The sequence below is a fragment of the Acinetobacter sp. genome, from assembly GCF_039596015.1.
GTDB lineage: Bacteria > Pseudomonadota > Gammaproteobacteria > Pseudomonadales > Moraxellaceae > Acinetobacter.
In genome coordinates, this window is record NZ_JBCNKN010000001.1 from 309,266 (window position 1) to 327,452 (window position 18,187).

Consider the following 18,187-nt stretch of genomic DNA (forward strand, 5'->3'; position numbering starts at 1 on the left):
TTAATGAATCAACATATTTATTCGTTACAAGAATTAGCTCATCTGGTTAAAGGTGAGCTAATTGGTCAAGCTGAGGTTAAAATTTCAGGCTTGGCCAGTTTAGAACAAGCAACAACACATCATATTTCATTTGTAAACGGTGAAAAATATATCGAGCAAGCACTGCATTCAAAAGCGGGTGCATTGATTATTTCTCGTGATTTACAATCTCAGCTTATCCATCATCAAAACTTCATTATTGTCGATAATCCCTACCTTGCTTTTGCAATGTTGACACATGTTTTTGAAATAAAAAGAATGTCACGTGGGATAGAAAGTACAGCCAAAATTCATCCTTCTGCAATGATTGCTGATAATACCTATATTGGACATTATGTCGTCATTGGCGAAAATTGTGTAGTTGGTGAAGGAAGTATTATTGAATCACACACAAAACTCGATGATGGTGTGGAAATCGGGAATCAATGCTTTATTGATTCGCATGTAACACTTACCGGTTTAACTAAAATGGGGAATCATGTCCGTATCCATGCGAATACTGTAATCGGCAGTGAAGGGTTCGGTTTTGCACCGTATCAAGGAAAATGGCATCGTATTGCACAATTAGGATCTGTCCGCATTGGAAATCATGTCCGTGTTGGGTCAAATTGTAGTATTGACCGAGGGGCATTGGATGACACAATTTTGGAAGATGGTGTCATTATTGATAACCTTGTGCAAATCGCGCATAACGTCCATATTGGAGAAAATACAGCAATTGCAGCAAAAACAGGCATTGCGGGTAGCACAACGATTGGCAAAAACTGTATACTAGCGGGCGCATGTGGTGTCGCAGGACACCTAAAAATTACCGATAATGTGACTTTGACTGGAATGTCAATGGTCACAAAAAGTATTTTTGAGTCTGGAACATATTCTTCCGGAACAGGTTTATTTGAAAGTGGCCAGTGGCGTCGGACAATTGTTCGCCTTCGACAATTAGCAGATGTGCCATTGACCAAAATCGGTAAACGACTAGATCATATACAGGCTCAGATTGAGTCCCTTGAATCAACTTTGAATACACGTAAATGAATATGGTCACAGAGTCTAATACCCCAACTTTTAATAAACCTGAATTACCTATGAGTATTCAGAAAATTCGTGAATATTTGCCGCATCGTTACCCATTTTTATTGGTCGATCGTGTCACTGAAATCACAGATAACAGCATTGTTGGTTACAAGAATGTGTCAATTAATGAAGAATTTCTTCAAGGACACTTTCCTGAATATCCAATTATGCCAGGTGTTTTAATCATTGAAGCGTTAGCTCAAATTTCAGGTGTTTTGGGGTTTGTTTTAAATAATGAAACACCAAAACCTGGGTCTTTGTTCCTGTTCGCAGGTGCGGAAAAGATCCGTTTTAAGAAGCAAGTTGTTGCAGGTGATCAATTGGTTCTGAAATCAGAGCTGGTTATGCAAAAGCGTGGTATTTACAAATATAATTGTACTGCTAGCGTAGATGGTGTAGTTGCAACAACGGCAGAAATTATTATCTCTCACCAAAGAATATAGAGCAGGTATGAGCAATAAAGAATATATCCATCCAACCGCTATTATTGACTCGTCTGCTGTTATTGCATCAGATGTAGAAATTGGGCCGTATTGTATTGTTGGCCCTCAAGTAACAATTGATACGGGGACAAAACTCCATTCTCATGTTGTGATTGGCGGATATACTCGTATTGGTAAACACAATGAAATCTTTCAATTTGCCAGCGTTGGTGAAGTTTGCCAAGACTTAAAATACAAAGGTGAAGAAACATGGTTAGAAGTAGGGGATCACAATATTATTCGTGAACACTCTACTTTGCACCGTGGAACAACCCAAGATCAAAGTTTAACCCGTATCGGCAGTCATAATTTACTTATGGTAAATACGCATATTGCACATGATTGTCAGATAGGAGATCACAACATTTTTGCAAATAATGTTGGGGTTGCGGGTCATGTTTATATTGCAGACCATGTGATCGTTGGTGGTAATTCAGGAATTCATCAATTTTGTAAGGTTGGTTCTTATAGCATGATCGGCGCAGCATCTTTAATTGTAAAAGATGTTCCTGCGTACGTGACAGCTTCTGGAAATCCAGCGCATGCTTTTGGTTTAAATCTTGAAGGTATGCGTCGTCGTGGATGGTCAAGACAAGTGATTCAAGGTTTACGTGAAGCATTTAAAATCATCTATAAAGAAAACCTAACAACAGTCGAAGCAGTTGAACGTATTCGTACAGAAATATTGCCAGAGGTAAAAGAGGTGCAATTGTTAATTGACTCTTTAGAACATTCTGATCGTGGTATTGTGCGTTAAGCATTTGTTTCTACTAAAAAAGGCTAAACCAGATGGTTTAGCCTTTTTTATTTTTAACTTAAGAAGTTTTGATAAACCCTGCTTCTTGAGATTTTGGATATTTGGTTAAAAGTTGTTGGCGATATAAATTTGCTGAAACTGTATTGTGATCTATATTTTTGGCAATACTATACAGTTGATAAATCGACCTTGGAGTTTTTGAAGACTGAGGGTATTGCTTGGCAACAATTTCATAATTTTTCTTTGCTTCATTGTAATTTGGCGGTTCGATTGCAAGATAAAATTCAGCAAGCCAAAAATGAGCATTACCAATATAAATGCTCTTTGGGTATGTTTTAATAAAACTCTGCATTGGTGTAATTGCTGATTTTGCACCTCCTTGTTTATACGCGTCCAGAGCGACTGTATATGCCTCTTTTTCATTCAGGGGCTTTTTTGTTGGGGTTACTCCTGTCGCTGTAGAGGCTGTATTTTTTACTGTTGAAGATGTGGTAGGAGGTGCTTTGTTATCTACTTTCTTTGTTGGTGCGGTTGAGGGTGGAGTGTTGTTATTTGAAGATGCTGCAGGAGTAGCCCCTTGAGTGGCATCATTACTGCTATCTGTGCTATTCGTATCTTGGGATGAAGTGTCTGGATCTACTTTTTGCTGTAATAATTGAATACGCTGATCCAGATCATTATAGTGATTTTCTGCATCTTTTTTTAATTGATCAATCGTATTTTGCTGTTCCTCTAAAGCTCCTCTTAAAGATCGTACTTCGTTTTCAAGGCGTTCACTTTTTTGTACCAGTTCCCAGTTTAAATTGGTTGGAACATTGATGGCGCTCGCAACAGGAGTAGTTGCAGCGATATTATTACTGTCACTATTTTGACTTAAATTGACATTTTCAATTGGTGCAGCCCAAATAGTGCTCACCATCATGAAAGTAATACATCCCAAAGCCGTTTTTTTAAACTTCATAACAAAACCTGAAAAGAAAAAAGTCGAAATATATCGAGAAAGCGGATGTTTAATTATCAAGTTTATATGGGAATAGGCAATAACTATTTACAATGAAGCATCATTTTTCTGGTAATTGCTTAATAAGTATCCTAAAAATAAGAAAGGTGAATGATTTTGTACTTTTTACAAACAAACAAACTAAATGAATGTAATTTCACATGAATTTTACTTGCATGGCTTTTTAAAATCTCTATAATTGTCCTTGCAATGGTAGCCCTGCTGGTAGCCTCGCAATTGTACTCTGTGAACCCCGCCAGGACCGGAAGGTAGCAACGGTAGCAGAAATATGATGTGCCGAGGTTTTGCTGGTAGGGCTGCCACCATTTTATTAGTAGCAGTCCTCATCATTCGCTTCTCTGCGAATCGCTTTAAAAATTACATCCATATCATAACCTCGATATTGTAGATATCGGATCTGTTTTGCAATTTCTTTTTGATCCTTACTTACCGCTAATCCAAATTTTTTGATTTTTAGCTGATAGGCATGTTCTAGCCAATCAATATCATGTAAGTCGTTTTCTATATATTCTTGATCAATTGATTTTTTCTGAAGTGTTTGAGCAATACGACGAGGACCTTTGCCTTGTCTAATCTGGCTAGATAGAACTAATTTTGCAACGCGTTCATTACTTTGATAATGCTGTTCTGCGAGTTCCTGAATTAAGACATCTACCTCATCAGGGTTTATAGCATAGCGTTCTAATTTGTCACGAAGCTCTTTTTGGGAGTGTTCACGTTTCGCCAATAAAGCAAAAGCATACGCACGTAGGCGAGCACCTGTGAGTGTTTTCTGATGTTCGGATGGTCTTTTTTGAAACATAAATAAACCTATATGAAAGAAAAACGCCCCTAAGGGCGTTCTATATGATGATTGGCTTTTAGCTTTCTAAAAATTCTGGAGTCTCATCTTCTTCAGTTCGTGCAGGAGCAATATCTTTTGTGGTTAATAACTGTTCACGAATGAGTGCTTCAATTTCTTTCGCCATTTGTGGATTTTCTTCTAAATGACGAATGACGTTATTTTTACCTTGCCCGATTTTGCTTCCTTGATATGAATACCAAGCACCTGCTTTTTGTACAATATCCTGCTGAACAGCTAGGTCGACCACTTCACCTAATTGATTGACACCTTTCCCATATAGGATTTGGAAAAGTGATTCTCTAAATGGAGGTGCCATTTTGTTTTTAACGACTTTAACTTTGGTTTCTGAACCAATAATTTCGTCGCCTTCTTTAACCTGACCAATACGGCGAATATCTAGACGTACAGACGCATAGAATTTTAAGGCATTACCACCTGTCGTAGTTTCAGGGCTACCAAACATAACCCCAATTTTCATACGAATCTGGTTAATGAAAATGACCATACAATTAAGTCGTTTTGCATTACCTGTAATTTTACGCAATGCCTGACTCATTAAACGTGCTTGTAAGCCCATGTGAGAATCACCCATTTCGCCTTCAATTTCAGCTTTTGGGGTGAGGGCAGCAACAGAGTCGACAACGATTAAATCAATTGCACCTGAACGTACCAGCATATCGGCAATTTCTAACGCTTGCTCACCATTGTCAGGTTGAGAAACCAAAAGGTTATCGATATCGACGCCTAATTTACGTGCATATTGTGGATCTAAAGCATGTTCAGCATCAATAAAAGCGCATGTACCACCTGCCTTTTGACATTGTGCAATGGCCTGTAGGGTCATTGTGGTTTTACCTGATGATTCAGGCCCGTAAATTTCAACAATACGCCCTTTAGGCAAGCCACCAATACCTAATGCGATATCGAGTGTTAAAGAACCTGTAGATATAGCTTCCACTGCCTGAACGGTATTGTCACCTAAGCGCATTACCGTATTTTTACCAAATTGTTTTTCAATTTGACTCAAAGCGGCATTTAACGCTTTGCTCTTATTTTCATCCATCTTACAACCTCAAAACGATGATAATGTCACGTACACATAAAGTGGATGTATAGGGAAGATAATCTCGACACCACTTCACTATAGTGACAGATTTAAATTAATTTATCTATGTTGATTTTGCTACATGCGACATAAGTTGTCGCCATTAAACCCCATCATGGTAACTCCATGAATCATCATATTGTTGGTCATGATCTTGCTTAAATTTTTGAATTTGTCGACGATCTTTTTTATTCGGGCGGTGGTCTGGTCGCGCTAAATTATTTAGTTTACGCTGAGCCGCAAACAACTCCCGACGTGCAACGCTTGTGACTGTTTCTTCATATAATTGCTGAGCAATGGGTGCTGGCCCACGGACTTCAGAAAGTGCTTTTACTACAACTGTTTTTTTATCTATGCCTTGTTGAATTGTAAGCTCCATTCCTATACGAATTTCTTTTGAAACTTTTACCCGTTCATTTTGATGGTGTACTTTCCCACCTTCAATGGCTGCTTTTGCGATAGAACGTGTTTTAAAAAAACGGGCAGCCCATAACCATTTGTCTACACGCATACCTTCAGTAACTGGCTCTTCATACTTTTTCATGCACATCCTATAATAATCAATAGAGTGTCTAAATCTTGTGACTACACATAAACGCTAAAAGGGATTTCTTTTGCCATCTTATGAGAGTCAACACACTGATATAAATCATCAACCTATTATACAATGAGGGTGCTGATTTAATTTGCAAGTATGTTTTGAAATAAGTAAAAAATCTTTAATGTAGATGAAAAGGAAAAGAACAATGTTTGTTCCCTGTGCTGCACCTTGTGATGTTTTAATTCAAAGAATTTTAGAAATTGTATGTGATGCAAATTCAATTCTAGAGCAAGAATATGAGGCGTATTGTGGAGAGCAAGAATGTTTTGATATTCAAAGAAAAGAGGATAATTCTCCTGTAACGCAAGCAGACTTAAAATCAAATGCCTTTATTTTGCAAAAATTGGCACAACTAACACCTGAAATTCCTGTTTTGTCTGAAGAAAATGATGCAACATTGCGACACCAATGGGAAAAATGTTGGTTATTAGATCCATTAGATGGAACCAAAGAATTTTTAAAAAAACGACCAGAATTTACGATTAATCTGAGTTTGATTGAACATGGGAAAACGATTTTTTCGGTCATTGCTGTGCCTGCTCAGCGTTTGGTGTATTTGGGCTATACGCATCAAATGCCATATAAATACGTTCAGGATAATCAACAATGGTTGCTTTATCAGCAAACGCATCATCTGTTTCAGCATCATGTCAAACTTGGTTTAAGCCATCGAAGTCGAAAAACGGAATATCAGTCCTTTTTAGAAATTTTACAACATTCATATTCGGTAGCGTCTGTGCAAGCGGGAAGTGCTTATAAGTTTTGTATGATGTTAGAGGGTGAAATTGATCTGTATCCTCGTTTTCATCCGACTTGTGAATGGGACACCAGTGCTGGGCAAGGGTTGTTAGAGAGCATCGGTGGCGGGTTGGTTAGCCTAGATGGCCATCCTTTTACCTATAACCAACGAGAAACTTTGCTCAATGATGGATTTATTGCTTTTATGTCACCTGAAGGTAAAGCGCTAGGTCTACGGGTATTAGATGAAATGATTAAATCGCAGCTTCTTTAATTGTGACATGATATAGTGAAGTATGGAATGTAGTTGAACGGATTGGAATGTCTTTAGAGCGATTACCTAAAAGCATGATACAGGCGATAGATTTGTTGCCTGATCATAAAACGCCTGTAACTTTATTTACTCGACATTCAATACGAGAAATTGTTTCTGGGCAGGGGTTGGCTGGCTATGATTTGCAATTAACCAATGAAGGTAAAGACTTAGCAGAAGCTTGGGGAAAATATCTCATCCAAAATACAGATCGAGTGATTCAACACTGTATTTCAAGCCCGATTCAGCGTTGTGTTGATACTGCGGCATTAATGATTCAAGGTGCAGACCAAATTACAATGCGCCAAAATACACATCATATAGAGATTGTTGAGCAGGGGCTATTAGTTGAGCCAGGGAGCTTTGTGCTAGATATCCAACAAGTCGCGCCTTATTTCAAAAAACAGGGTGCTTTGGGCTTTATTAATAGTTTTGTGAATAATGCCTTACCCGGAATGAAACATCCCATTACGGGGGTTGTTGATGTATTAGAGTTGATTTATAACACACACCCACGTCACGCTAGAGGATTAAGTCTGGCTGTGAGTCACGATACGATTATTGCAGCGATGCTTGCAGTGATAAGAAATCAAAATCAGCTTAATAGAAGCGACTGGCCGCAAATGATGGAAGGTGTTTTTGTCTGGTTTGAGGGTGATTGTTTTGCTGAGAGTGTATTAAAGTGGATTTGGAGAGGGGAATTGCATCAACTCTCGATTCGTGAATTTCAGCAACAAAGACCTTGATGGAATATTTTGTTAAGCATGTATTTTGATTTTTCAGAATAGTATTTAGTGATTTTTGATCTATGACTTTTTTGTATAAGGGAAATGCTTTAACGATGGAGCATATTGCTTTAGGTTAATACTATTTTGCTAATTTTAGATATTAAAAAAGCCCCTGTGGGGCTTTTTTAATGCAATTAGTTAGAAGCTAAAGCTTTAACTTGTGCATTTAAACGGCTCTTATGACGAGCAGCTTTGTTTTTATGGATGATGCCTTTGTCAGCCAAGCGGTCGATAACAGGAACAGCTTTTTTGAAAGCTTCTGTAGCAACAGCGTGGTCACCAGTAGCAATAGCACTTACAGTACGTTTGATGTAAGTACGAACCATAGAACGCAAGCTTGCGTTGTGTTTGCGCGCTTTGATGTTTTGACGCGCACGTTTTTTAGCCTGAGCAGAGTTTGCCACTCTTGCACTCCTTGAATTAGATTGGTCTGGGCGGGCTGAAACACATTGAAACTACTCAATTTGCTTGAACCAGCCCGTAAACAAGTGCGTTATTTTGATAAAACCTTGCTCTAAAGTCAAGTATTATCAAGGTTTGATGTAATTTAGATTTTGAAAAAGTGTAAAAAATGTGCAAAAATAGAAGTTTAAAATGGTAAATAATAATGAAAAATATTCAATTTGATAAAAAAGCCATTGTGATCGGTGCAACTGGGTTAGTTGGAAAACAGCTCGTTTCCTTGCTTATTGCCTCAGAAGCATTTGAAAATATCACGATTGTAGTTCGTAAATTACAACCTCAATATACCGAACTCAAGAAAGTTCAGCAGTTGATTTTAGATGATTTTCTTATGCTGAATGAAGAAGATGTGAATGGCTATACATATGCTTTTAGTTGCTTAGGTTCGACCTTGAAACAGGCAAAATCGAAACAAAATTTTTACAATATCGATTATGGCATTAATATGCACTTTGCAGAATTGTTACAAAATAAAGGCGTCCATTACCTTTTAATTAGCGCAGCAGGAGCATCTAGCCACGGATTATTTTTCTATGGTCGAGTCAAAGGGCAGTTAGAACAAGATATTCAAGCATTAAATTTTCAGAAAATATCTCTTTTTCGGCCATCATTGTTGATTGGTGAACATCAAGATACTCGGTTTTTCGAAAAATTAGCCCAGATGGTTTTCTTGCGAACTCAAAACTATCTGCCTAAACGCTATAAATATAAGCCTGTTACAGCAATGCAGGTAGCTAAGACTATGGTCGAGGCTGCATTAACACAAACTGAAAACTTCAAAATTTATGATAATTTGGACATACAACACTGAAGAGGGAGAACAGTATGGTTTCTTTTGTGACTTGCGATTTATTGGATGACCATCCTGATGAAGAAATTCAAGTTATTGGGCCGAGCATTGATGGAAAGTTTTTTAGCAGTTATGGAAAAGTAAAAACTTTTGGCGGCGAAATTGCAACCATTAAATGTCATGAAGATAATTCACGGGTAAAAGAAGTTCTGGCAACCGATGGAACAGGTAAGGTTTTGATTGTCGATGGTGGTGCATCTATGCGTTGTGCATTGATGGGTGACATGATTGCGGAGTCTGCGGTCAAAAACCATTGGAATGGGGTTATTATCTATGGCTGTGTGCGGGATGTAGATGCATTGGCAACGTTGGAGCTTGGTGTACATGCATTGGCAGCGATACCTCGAAAAAGCCATCGTCAAGGCATTGGTGTGGTCGATGTTGCATTACAATTGGGCGGCGCGATTATTATTCCGGGACAATACGTCTATGCGGACAATAATGGCATCATCATCTCAGAAAAAAAACTAATTGATCTGTAATATACAAAAGCGCCTTTAAAGTGATGTCTTTTGAGGGGCAAAATTTACCGAATGCTCTGAACAGATAAAAATAGACGTGCTACTATTATCAGATATCTGAAAACAGGCTACTTCTTAGATCCATGTCTATTTTTTCAAAGCATATTCAATTATTAAATTTAGAGCAGTTAAGACAACATGAAAAACGTTGGGCGGGTGGTTTGCTTGGTTCAGCGAGTGCGTTGTTATTTAAAGAGATTGTTGAGCAATCTTCTCATTTATTTGTATTGATTGCCCGAAATAATCAACATTTGGCTCAACTAGAAAGTGAATTTGAGTTTTATGGCGTAAAACCAACAATTTTCCCTGATTGGGAGATTCTTCCTTACGACCGTTTATCTCCACATCAAGATATTGTGTCTGAGCGATTGGCTATTTTATCCAATATGCCAACGTCTGGGATTTTATTGCTTTCAGCAACTACTTTGGCGCAACGTGTTTCACCTGTTTCTTGGGTACTAGGTGAGCATTTTGATATTCAGGTGGGGCAAAGATTAGATTTAGAACAACAAAAGAAACGCTTGATTCAAGCAGGTTATCAACTGGTCGATACGGTTTATGACCATGGTGAGTTTGCAGTACGCGGAAGTATCATGGATATTTATGCGTCTGGTCAGCAAGCACCTATTCGAATTGATCTATTTGATGATGAAATTGATAGCTTAAAATTTTTTGATCCAGAAACGCAGCGTACAACGCAAAATCTGCAAGAGTTTCGGGTTCTACCCGCTAAGGAGTTTCCGCTTAAAGAGGCTCGTGCTACTTTTCGAGATCGGTATGCAGAGAAGTTCCCAACAGCAAATCCGAAAAAAAATCCTGTTTATCAAGATGTATTAGAAGGAATTGCTTCGCCAGGGTTGGAATTTTATTTTCCTTTGTTTTTTGGCGCAGCAGAAATGGAAACACAAAGTAGCTTGAGCGACTATTTGCCTCAAGATGCGATTGTGATTGCAACAGATGATTTAGACGGTATTTTGTTACAGTTTTGGCAGGATGTTTATCGGCGTTATGAAGACCGTCGACACAATATTGATCAGCCGATTCTTGCACCTGAAGATATTTTTCTAGCACCGCAAAAAGTTGCGCAGGTGATGAATCAATTCAGACGAATTATTGTGTCATCTGACGTATTGCCAGAAAAAGCAGGGGTGGTAAATTTTGATACATTAACGCCTCCTCAATTACCTGTTGATGCAAAATCAGAACATCCTTTTCATAAAGTAAAACAGTATGTTGATGCTGCGCATTATCCTGTGCTTTTTGTGGCTGAAAGTGCGGGTCGTCGGGAAACATTAAAAGATGCTTTACGTCCAAGTTTGGGAGATATTCCTCAGGTCGAGTCTTTTGAACAGTTTATTCAATCGCAGTATTCCGTTGCGATTACCAATGCACCTTTAGACCGCGGTTTAGTGATTGCAGATCAACTGGCTATTATTTCTGAAAATCAGTTGTATGAACATCGTGTTATGCAGCGACGCAAAAAACGTCAGCAGGAAATTTCTGAAGAGTTTTTAGTCCGAAGTTTAACCGAGCTGAGTATTGGTGCACCTGTGGTTCATATTGATCATGGTGTGGGGCGTTATGCGGGGTTAGTAACTTTAACGATTGATGAACAGGAATATGAATTTTTACAACTGAACTATGCTGATGAAGCGAAAATTTATGTCCCTGTATCAAATTTAAACCTGATCAGTCGTTATAGTGGTGGTGATCCTGATTTGGCGCCATTGCATAAAATTGGAAATGACCAATGGGGTAAAGCAAAACGTAAGGCGCTAGAGCAAATTCATGATGTTGCCGCAGAGCTGTTACATATTCAGGCACGTCGTCAGGCAAAACCGGGTTATGGCTTTGAAATTGATCAGCGTTTATATATGCAATTTGCCAGTGGCTTTGCCTATGAGGAAACATTAGATCAAGCCAATGCGATTGATGCGACATTACACGATATGCAACAGGCTCGACCAATGGATCGACTGGTCTGTGGTGATGTTGGATTTGGTAAAACAGAAGTCGCGATGCGCGCGGCATTTGTTGCAGTACAAAATAATAAGCAAGTTGCAGTGTTGGTTCCAACCACGTTGTTAGCCCAGCAGCATTATGAATCATTTAAAGACCGTTTTGCCGATTGGCCGATTCGCATAGAAGTATTGTCACGTTTTGGTTCGAATAAAACACATCTTTCTACAATTGAAGACTTGGCAACAGGTAAAGTCGATATTGTGATTGGAACGCATAAAATCTTACAGGAAAATATCCAGTTTAAGCAGCTTGGTTTAATGGTTGTTGATGAAGAACACCGCTTTGGTGTTCGAGATAAAGAACGCATTAAGGCCATGCGTGCAGATGTTGATATGCTAACCCTAACAGCCACACCTATTCCACGTACATTAAATATGTCGTTTAGTGGTATGCGGGATTTATCTATCATTGCAACACCTCCAGCAAGACGTCTGGCGGTGAAAACTTTCGTTCAGGAAGAAACCGATGCAACCATTAAAGAGGCGATTCTGCGTGAATTGCTGCGTGGTGGTCAGGTTTATTTCTTGCACAATGAAGTCGAAACGATTGAACGTACTGCTGAAAATATTCGTGCACTTGTTCCTGAAGCACGTGTTGCAGTTGCGCATGGTCAAATGCGTGAACGTGAACTCGAGCATGTGATGCAGCAGTTTTATCATAAAGAATATAATGTTCTGGTCTGCTCAACGATTGTGGAAACGGGAATTGATGTTCCAAATGCCAATACCATCATTATTGAACGCGCAGATAAATTAGGTTTAGCACAACTGCATCAGTTACGTGGTCGTGTAGGACGTTCCCATCATCAGGCTTACGCCTATCTGTTAGTGCCTTCAATGAAAGGCCTAAAAGGGGATGCCGAGAAGCGTTTAGATGCGATTCAGCGTGCTTCGACTCTTGGGGCAGGCTTTATGTTGGCTACGGAAGATTTGGAAATTCGAGGGGCTGGTGAGCTGCTCGGTGAAAAACAAAGTGGCTCTATGCAGGCAATTGGTTATAGCCTTTATATGGAAATGCTAGAAAAAGCGACCAAGGCCATTCAAAAGGGTAAAACTCCAAACTTTGATGCACCATTGAGCTTAACCGCAGAAATTAACTTACATATGCCAGCGTTAATTCCAGATGAATATTTAGGCGATGTGCATCAACGTCTATTGTTTTATAAGCGAATCAGTAATGCGAATTCTGAGGAAAAACTATCGAACATTCGTATGGAACTCATTGATCGTTTTGGTGTGTTGCCTATAGCCGTTAAGCAATTGTTTAGTGTCCACGAAATACGTTTACAGGCAGAAAATTTAGGTGTGACAAAAGTTGATATTCATCAAAATGGTGGATATATCGAATTTTCTCCTGATACGCCTGTGCAAGCCATCAGCATTATTCAGATGATGCAAAAGCAACCGACCTATTTCCGAATGGAAGGCGGGCAGCGTTTAAAAATCATGGTGGCATTACAGGAATACGAAAAACGTATACGTTTTATTAAAGACCTTTTTCAGCAATTACAGCAAGATTTAAGGTAATTGTTTTGGTTGTGATAGGGTAAATTGTAAGTTTTGAATTTTTATCAAAAAACCAAGAATCCTTCTGCTGATCAATGAAAGCTTTTGTTCTATGCAATTAGCAGAACAAAAGCTTACAGAGTTCATATTCATGTCAAATTGGATATGATAGTATTAGGCTACTTTTCGTTATTTTTACGATTTATAAAGATATGTTTAGTTTACATCCCCAATTAGCCCAAGATACGTTTCTTGTTGGCGATTTTCCATTATCAACTTGTCGTTTAATGAATGACATGCAGTTTCCATGGCTTATTTTAATTCCACGTGTTCCTGGAATTACAGAATTATATGAGCTAAGCCCTGCCGATCAAGAACAATTTCTTCGTGAATCAAGTTGGTTATCTAGTCAGCTTTCCCGTGTTTTCCGTGCAGATAAAATGAATGTCGCTGCATTAGGCAATATGGTGCCACAACTTCATTTTCACCATATTGTACGCTATCAAAATGATACAGCTTGGCCAAAACCAGTGTGGGGATTACCAGCAGTACCATATAGCAATGATGTGCTTGCACACATGCGCCAGACATTGATGCTTGCTTTACGTGGTCAGGGTGATATGCCTTTTGATTGGCGTATGGACTGATCATCAGGAACATAATGTTGCTTAGAGGTTAGGCAAAAGTGCCATTTGAACGGACAATAAAAATTAGATTGATTCAGGAATGTGTTTTCCGACTCATGGCATATCTTATGTTGTCTTTTGCTGTACTTTTATATTACTTTCCATCGCCTCTAACCATGCAGCATTATGTTGCATTTCTATTTTTCGCTTCTATTTTCCTGATAGGGCAATTGCTATCTTATTTTGCAAAGCAACGCGCATTTAATCAAATCAGACAAATTATTTTTATTCTTGATTCGGCTGTTGTTGCATTTGGATTTTCAGCCGTTCATTGTTCTCTAGTGTTTAGCGGTCTAACCTTAATTTGTCTTTGGTATATCAGTCATATCTATAAAATTCATTTTATGACCTTGAGTATCGCCTTTTTGATTGCTGTTTTTGTCTTTTATTTAGGTGGTTATTTTCTTTACGATTTCGATAATTATTTTAATCAGGGCAGCAGTATTCTGACCATTTACAGTTTAATTTGTTTTGGGGTTTGTATCGGATTGACGCATTATTTTAATCGAATTAAATTACAGGAATTGCTTGCGACAAAAGATTATTATCAAGAACAAATGAATCGATATGTTCAATTCTCTAATCAACTCAGCCGATATGCACCTTTGCAGTTATGGCAGTCCATCATGAGAGGGGAAACACAAGCAAAAATCGATTATAAACGAAAAAAAATGACGGTCTTTTTTTCTGATGTTATTGGTTTTACGCAGTTAGCAGAAAAATTAATTCCAGAGGATCTAGCATTTGTCTTAAATGATTATTTAAGTCATATGGCAGAGATTGCAAAGCGCTATGAAGGAACGCTAGATAAATTCATTGGCGATGGTATGCTGATTTTTTTTGGCGATCCTCAGTCTAGTGGTGTAGAGCAAGATGCCAAGCGCTGCGTTCAGATGGCATTGACTATGCGTCAACAAATGCATGTTTTACGTGAGCGATGGTTGAAAATGGGGTTTCCAGAACTTCATATTCGCATGGGAATTAGTACAGGATATTGCCATGTAGGCAACTACGGTTCAGATTATCGAATGTCATATACGCTGATTGGTCATGATGTGAATTTAGCTTCTCGGCTACAAGCAGCAGCAAGTCCAGATGAAATTCTTATTTCAGGTTCAACATATAAACTGATTCGAGATGCTTTTATTTGTATTCCCAAAGAACCGATGCAGTTAAAAGGGCTAAGTGAATCAATTGACACCTGGCAAGTCATGGATAAACATACAGGCGTTTATTCTGAATTACAGCAATGGTTTGATTACGAATATAAGGGCTTTCATTTATTATTAAACCTTGAAGAAGTTCAACATTATGAACATGAACAGCTGATTGAAATATTAGAAAAAATGATTGTTCGGATTCAACAGGAACAAATGTTTACCGCAGAATCTGGCGTAAAACGTTTATATTTAAAATCTGATATTATCCAGAATGAAATTAATAGATAAAAATTTTAAAAACTTAATTATGAATATCTGAATCGAAAACAATTAAGCCTAGAAGCGATAACCTAAAAGTACAATATGAATTTAATTGTACAAAATAAAAAAACCAAGCTAATAGCTTAACTTGGTTTAGTTCGATTAAAGATAAAACTTATCTCTATCAAAAATGATAAAATTAATGGCTTTCTGAAGCATGATTAATTGTATATTTAGGAATTTCGACTTCTAAGTCTTCATCCTTTACAACAACCTGACAAGATAGGCGTGAATCAGGCTCTAATCCCCAAGCCCGATCAAGCAAATCAGCTTCAACATCATCCATTTCTGTCAAACTATCAAAACCTCGACGTACAACAACATGGCATGTTGTACATGCACAAGACATGTCGCAGGCATGTTCAATTTTGATTCCATTTTGCAAAAGACTTTCGCATAAGTTGCTGTTTTCATCTACATTAAACTCAGCACCTTCTGGACAAATTTGTGCATGAGGAAGAACTTTAATACGTGGCATTCATCTTTACCTATTCAGAAGTTGAGTTTGACCAATCGTCTAATTTAGTACCTTTGAGTGCATGGTCAATATGGCGATTCATACGAATTGCTGCAAAGGCATCACTATGAACTTTCAGTTGCTGAACAGCGTGTTCAATCGCTTTAATATCTTCATGCTCAAGTTGTTTTTGAAGTGCTTTTTGAGCAGTTTCAAGTGCAACCAACTGTTCTTTATCAAGTAAGTTAGCATCAACATTGAGGGCTTGTTGTAATGCTTCAAGTTCTCGTTGAGCTTCAACTTTGGTTTCTTGCAAATGACGTAGTTGCTTATCTTGTTCTGCGTATTCAAAGCCTTCAAGCACTAAGCGCTGCATATCCTGATCAGACAAACCATAAGATGGTTTGATATCAATATGTGCTTCAACGCCTGATGTGGTTTCTTTGGCTGATACGGCTAATAAACCATCCGCATCGACCTGAAAAGTCACTTCAATGCGGGCTTGTCCTGCCGTCATTGGCGGAATGCCATGAAGAATAAAACGACCTAAAGAGCGACAATGTTCAACAAGATCTCGTTCGCCCTGAACAACATGGATCAGCATTGCAGTTTGACCATCTTGATAGGTTGTAAATTCTTGACGACGAGCAACCGGAATAGCTGTATTTCTGGAAATTAGACGTTCAACTAAGCCGCCCATGGTTTCTAAACCAAGAGAGAGTGGAGTCACATCAAGCAATAATGAGCCATCATTACGATTGCCGATCAGTTGGTCTGCTGTAATTGCAGCACCAATCGCAACGACTTCATCTGGGTTAATCGAGCACAAAGGGGTTTGATTGAACAACTGAGCAACAATATTTTGCACAGCATAAGAGCGAGTAGAGCCACCTACAAGGACAACACTGTGAATATCATCAAATGTAAGTTTTGCATCGCGTAGCACACGTTTACATACAGTCACTGTGCGATCTAATGCCACTTGAATAATCGATTCAAATGTTGGACGGTCTAAAGTTAATGTATGATTAGGCAGTTCGAGTTGCACAGTTTCAACATCAGACAATTGCTCTTTGGCTTTTCGTGCTGCAACCATAAAGTGTGCATATTCGATATCATTTAAGTTTTCTAAATGAAGTTGTTGTTTTGCCCATTTTACGATTAAACGATCTAAATCATCACCACCGAGTGCGGTATGTCCACCTGTTGCTAGAACTTCAAATACACCTTTAGAAAAGCGTAAAACAGAAACGTCAAATGTACCGCCACCTAAATCATAAATCACATAATTACGGTCTGTGGTTAAACTGCTTTCTTGGTCCAAGCCATAAGCAACCGCAGCGGCAGTAGGTTCATTCAAAAGACGTAAAACATTGAGTCCAGCCAGTTGTGCTGCATCTCGGGTTGCCTGACGTTGTGCTTCATCAAAGTAAGCAGGAACTGTGATTACAGCACCATTAATTGGCTGTTCGATACTTTGTTCTGCACGGTTTTTCAGTTGTTTGAGAATATCTGCTGAAATTTCTACAGGTGTTTTAGCGCCAGCTGCTGTTTGAAATGCTGGCATTTCATGGTCTGCACCGATTAATTCATAAGGATGCTGGAACTTAATATCTGCTTTTGAACGCCCCATAAAACGCTTTACAGATACAATTGTATTTTTAGGATCTTGCGTAATAAATGGTTTAGCGTCGTCTCCATAAGCGAGAGGAGAGCCATAATAAACAATGGATGGAAGCAGAACACGCCCTTGTTCATCTTGCAATACTTTGGCTTGACCTGAACGCATGGTCGCAACTAAAGAATGCGTTGTTCCCAAGTCAATCCCTATCGCAATTCGATGTTCGTGAGGGGCACTAGACTGACCTGGTTCAGCGATTTGCAAGAGAGCCATTGATAAAAATCCTTGAAAAATTAAAACTAAAATTCATCATCCAGGTCAAAATGATCATCATCCAATAATCGATCTTCTGCCTTTTCGATGTCATTGATCACCCGCTGGAAAAATCTGAGTTTGCGTACAGTATCGCGCGCTTCAGACCAGTCTTCAGCCGTAAAATCAATCTTAAATTCATTCACTAAACCTGACATCCACTGCTGAACTTCGAGTTTTAGACCTTGAAGTTGCTCGTCGGTTGTGGCTTCGTCAAGTTGCTCACGAATTTCTAATGCCGATTGCAAAAACTCAAAATCATGAATGGATTGATCTAATTGTTGATCCTGTTTTTTGAGTGACAATAAGTAGGCTGCACGGCTATCTACCAAAGACAGCGTTTTATACGCCTGATTAATCTCACTTGATTGAATGAGTGCCTGTTCTTTATCTTGTGCTTTATCTGGATGATATTGTTGCTGTAATTTTAAAAATTGTGATTTTAAAATAGTTAAATCAATATCGAGAGCGACAGGTAAATTAAACAACTCAAAATGATTCATGGGAA

General features: G+C 38.5%; 18 protein-coding genes and 1 other RNA gene. 11 read left to right on the forward strand and 8 right to left on the reverse strand.

The window, feature by feature from the left end:
* Positions 1-3: 3 nt before the first annotated feature.
* From lpxD to lpxA, 3 genes are read left to right on the forward strand one after another with little or no spacing between them, the layout of a single operon-like run.
* A complete protein-coding gene (lpxD, locus tag ABDV70_RS01260; protein WP_343594773.1) occupies positions 4-1,074 on the forward strand; it encodes a UDP-3-O-(3-hydroxymyristoyl)glucosamine N-acyltransferase in 1,071 nt (356 codons plus the stop codon).
* Positions 1,075-1,076: 2 nt separating this feature from the next.
* Complete coding sequence (fabZ, locus tag ABDV70_RS01265) at positions 1,077-1,556, forward strand: 3-hydroxyacyl-ACP dehydratase FabZ (RefSeq protein ID WP_343594912.1); 480 nt, start codon at positions 1,077-1,079, stop codon at positions 1,554-1,556.
* Between the two features lie 7 nt (positions 1,557-1,563).
* Positions 1,564-2,352, forward strand: coding sequence for an acyl-ACP--UDP-N-acetylglucosamine O-acyltransferase (lpxA, locus tag ABDV70_RS01270; protein WP_343594775.1), 789 nt, complete (start codon positions 1,564-1,566; stop codon positions 2,350-2,352).
* A gap of 58 nt (positions 2,353-2,410) precedes the next feature.
* Here the strand turns inward: lpxA and ABDV70_RS01275 are convergent, their stop codons facing one another.
* The gene (locus ABDV70_RS01275; protein WP_343594777.1) at positions 2,411-3,313 is read right to left on the reverse strand and encodes a YbgF trimerization domain-containing protein; all 903 of its coding nucleotides are present in this window, start codon (positions 3,311-3,313) and stop codon (positions 2,411-2,413) included.
* A gap of 259 nt (positions 3,314-3,572) precedes the next feature.
* Here ABDV70_RS01275 and ffs point away from each other — a divergent pair.
* An RNA gene (gene ffs, locus ABDV70_RS01280) (signal recognition particle sRNA small type) lies at positions 3,573-3,669 on the forward strand.
* A 14-nt stretch (positions 3,670-3,683) separates the two neighbouring features.
* Here the strand turns inward: ffs and ABDV70_RS01285 are convergent.
* The 3 genes from ABDV70_RS01285 to ABDV70_RS01295 form a co-directional block, all read right to left on the reverse strand.
* Positions 3,684-4,175: a regulatory protein RecX gene (locus tag ABDV70_RS01285; protein ID WP_343594778.1), complete on the reverse strand. Its 492-nt coding sequence runs from the start codon at positions 4,173-4,175 to the stop codon at positions 3,684-3,686.
* 58 nt (positions 4,176-4,233) lie between these two features.
* Entirely contained in the window at positions 4,234-5,280 is a 1,047-nt protein-coding gene (gene recA, locus ABDV70_RS01290) for a recombinase RecA (protein WP_343594780.1), read from the reverse strand.
* A gap of 145 nt (positions 5,281-5,425) precedes the next feature.
* Positions 5,426-5,866 (reverse strand): S4 domain-containing protein, encoded by a 441-nt coding sequence (locus ABDV70_RS01295; protein ID WP_343594782.1) that lies wholly within the window; start codon positions 5,864-5,866, stop codon positions 5,426-5,428.
* A 202-nt stretch (positions 5,867-6,068) separates the two neighbouring features.
* Between ABDV70_RS01295 and ABDV70_RS01300 the strand changes: the two genes are divergently transcribed.
* Entirely contained in the window at positions 6,069-6,935 is an 867-nt protein-coding gene (locus ABDV70_RS01300; RefSeq protein WP_343594783.1) for a 3'(2'),5'-bisphosphate nucleotidase CysQ, read from the forward strand.
* A gap of 47 nt (positions 6,936-6,982) precedes the next feature.
* Positions 6,983-7,720 (forward strand): phosphoglycerate mutase family protein, encoded by a 738-nt coding sequence (locus ABDV70_RS01305; protein WP_343594784.1) that lies wholly within the window; start codon positions 6,983-6,985, stop codon positions 7,718-7,720.
* Positions 7,721-7,896: 176 nt separating this feature from the next.
* Here the strand turns inward: ABDV70_RS01305 and rpsT are convergent, their stop codons facing one another.
* Positions 7,897-8,166 (reverse strand): 30S ribosomal protein S20, encoded by a 270-nt coding sequence (gene rpsT / locus ABDV70_RS01310; protein WP_343594785.1) that lies wholly within the window; start codon positions 8,164-8,166, stop codon positions 7,897-7,899.
* A 203-nt stretch (positions 8,167-8,369) separates the two neighbouring features.
* Here rpsT and ABDV70_RS01315 point away from each other — a divergent pair, with 203 nt between their 5' ends.
* The 5 genes from ABDV70_RS01315 to ABDV70_RS01335 all read left to right on the forward strand — a co-directional run bounded on the left by ABDV70_RS01315 (position 8,370) and on the right by ABDV70_RS01335 (position 15,256).
* Entirely contained in the window at positions 8,370-9,035 is a 666-nt protein-coding gene (locus ABDV70_RS01315) for an NAD-dependent epimerase/dehydratase family protein (RefSeq protein WP_343594786.1), read from the forward strand.
* A gap of 14 nt (positions 9,036-9,049) precedes the next feature.
* Positions 9,050-9,556, forward strand: coding sequence for a ribonuclease E activity regulator RraA (gene rraA, locus ABDV70_RS01320; RefSeq protein ID WP_343594787.1), 507 nt, complete (start codon positions 9,050-9,052; stop codon positions 9,554-9,556).
* 128 nt (positions 9,557-9,684) lie between these two features.
* A complete protein-coding gene (gene mfd / locus ABDV70_RS01325) occupies positions 9,685-13,143 on the forward strand; it encodes a transcription-repair coupling factor (protein WP_343594914.1) in 3,459 nt (1,152 codons plus the stop codon).
* A gap of 191 nt (positions 13,144-13,334) precedes the next feature.
* A complete protein-coding gene (locus tag ABDV70_RS01330; protein WP_343594788.1) occupies positions 13,335-13,769 on the forward strand; it encodes an HIT domain-containing protein in 435 nt (144 codons plus the stop codon).
* 107 nt (positions 13,770-13,876) lie between these two features.
* Positions 13,877-15,256 carry an adenylate/guanylate cyclase domain-containing protein gene (locus ABDV70_RS01335; RefSeq protein ID WP_343594790.1) on the forward strand — a complete coding sequence of 460 codons (1,380 nt, stop codon included), beginning with the start codon at positions 13,877-13,879 and terminating at the stop codon, positions 15,254-15,256.
* A 172-nt stretch (positions 15,257-15,428) separates the two neighbouring features.
* On the opposite strand, the gene fdx is transcribed toward ABDV70_RS01335, so the two are convergent.
* From fdx to hscB, 3 genes are read right to left on the reverse strand one after another with little or no spacing between them, the layout of a single operon-like run.
* Complete coding sequence (gene fdx, locus ABDV70_RS01340) at positions 15,429-15,767, reverse strand: ISC system 2Fe-2S type ferredoxin (protein WP_343594791.1); 339 nt, start codon at positions 15,765-15,767, stop codon at positions 15,429-15,431.
* Between the two features lie 10 nt (positions 15,768-15,777).
* Positions 15,778-17,640 carry a Fe-S protein assembly chaperone HscA gene (hscA, locus tag ABDV70_RS01345; protein WP_343594792.1) on the reverse strand — a complete coding sequence of 621 codons (1,863 nt, stop codon included), beginning with the start codon at positions 17,638-17,640 and terminating at the stop codon, positions 15,778-15,780.
* Positions 17,641-17,666: 26 nt separating this feature from the next.
* Complete coding sequence (hscB, locus tag ABDV70_RS01350; RefSeq protein WP_343594794.1) at positions 17,667-18,182, reverse strand: Fe-S protein assembly co-chaperone HscB; 516 nt, start codon at positions 18,180-18,182, stop codon at positions 17,667-17,669.
* Positions 18,183-18,187 lie beyond the last annotated feature (5 nt).

What these genes read in the sequence shown, in the direction of transcription:
- lpxD (WP_343594773.1), top strand. Translation starts at nt 4, where the DNA reads ATGAATCAACATATTTATTCGTTACAAGAATTAGCTCATCTGGTTAAA.
- fabZ (WP_343594912.1), top strand. Translation starts at nt 1,077, where the DNA reads ATGGTCACAGAGTCTAATACCCCAACTTTTAATAAACCTGAATTACCT.
- lpxA (WP_343594775.1), top strand. Translation starts at nt 1,564, where the DNA reads ATGAGCAATAAAGAATATATCCATCCAACCGCTATTATTGACTCGTCT.
- ABDV70_RS01275 (WP_343594777.1), bottom strand. Translation starts at nt 3,313, where the DNA reads ATGAAGTTTAAAAAAACGGCTTTGGGATGTATTACTTTCATGATGGTG.
- ABDV70_RS01285 (WP_343594778.1), bottom strand. Translation starts at nt 4,175, where the DNA reads ATGTTTCAAAAAAGACCATCCGAACATCAGAAAACACTCACAGGTGCT.
- recA (WP_343594780.1), bottom strand. Translation starts at nt 5,280, where the DNA reads ATGGATGAAAATAAGAGCAAAGCGTTAAATGCCGCTTTGAGTCAAATT.
- ABDV70_RS01295 (WP_343594782.1), bottom strand. Translation starts at nt 5,866, where the DNA reads ATGAAAAAGTATGAAGAGCCAGTTACTGAAGGTATGCGTGTAGACAAA.
- ABDV70_RS01300 (WP_343594783.1), top strand. Translation starts at nt 6,069, where the DNA reads ATGTTTGTTCCCTGTGCTGCACCTTGTGATGTTTTAATTCAAAGAATT.
- ABDV70_RS01305 (WP_343594784.1), top strand. Translation starts at nt 6,983, where the DNA reads ATGTCTTTAGAGCGATTACCTAAAAGCATGATACAGGCGATAGATTTG.
- ABDV70_RS01315 (WP_343594786.1), top strand. Translation starts at nt 8,370, where the DNA reads ATGAAAAATATTCAATTTGATAAAAAAGCCATTGTGATCGGTGCAACT.
- rraA (WP_343594787.1), top strand. Translation starts at nt 9,050, where the DNA reads ATGGTTTCTTTTGTGACTTGCGATTTATTGGATGACCATCCTGATGAA.
- ABDV70_RS01330 (WP_343594788.1), top strand. Translation starts at nt 13,335, where the DNA reads ATGTTTAGTTTACATCCCCAATTAGCCCAAGATACGTTTCTTGTTGGC.
- ABDV70_RS01335 (WP_343594790.1), top strand. Translation starts at nt 13,877, where the DNA reads ATGTTGTCTTTTGCTGTACTTTTATATTACTTTCCATCGCCTCTAACC.
- fdx (WP_343594791.1), bottom strand. Translation starts at nt 15,767, where the DNA reads ATGCCACGTATTAAAGTTCTTCCTCATGCACAAATTTGTCCAGAAGGT.
- hscA (WP_343594792.1), bottom strand. Translation starts at nt 17,640, where the DNA reads ATGGCTCTCTTGCAAATCGCTGAACCAGGTCAGTCTAGTGCCCCTCAC.
- hscB (WP_343594794.1), bottom strand. Translation starts at nt 18,182, where the DNA reads ATGAATCATTTTGAGTTGTTTAATTTACCTGTCGCTCTCGATATTGAT.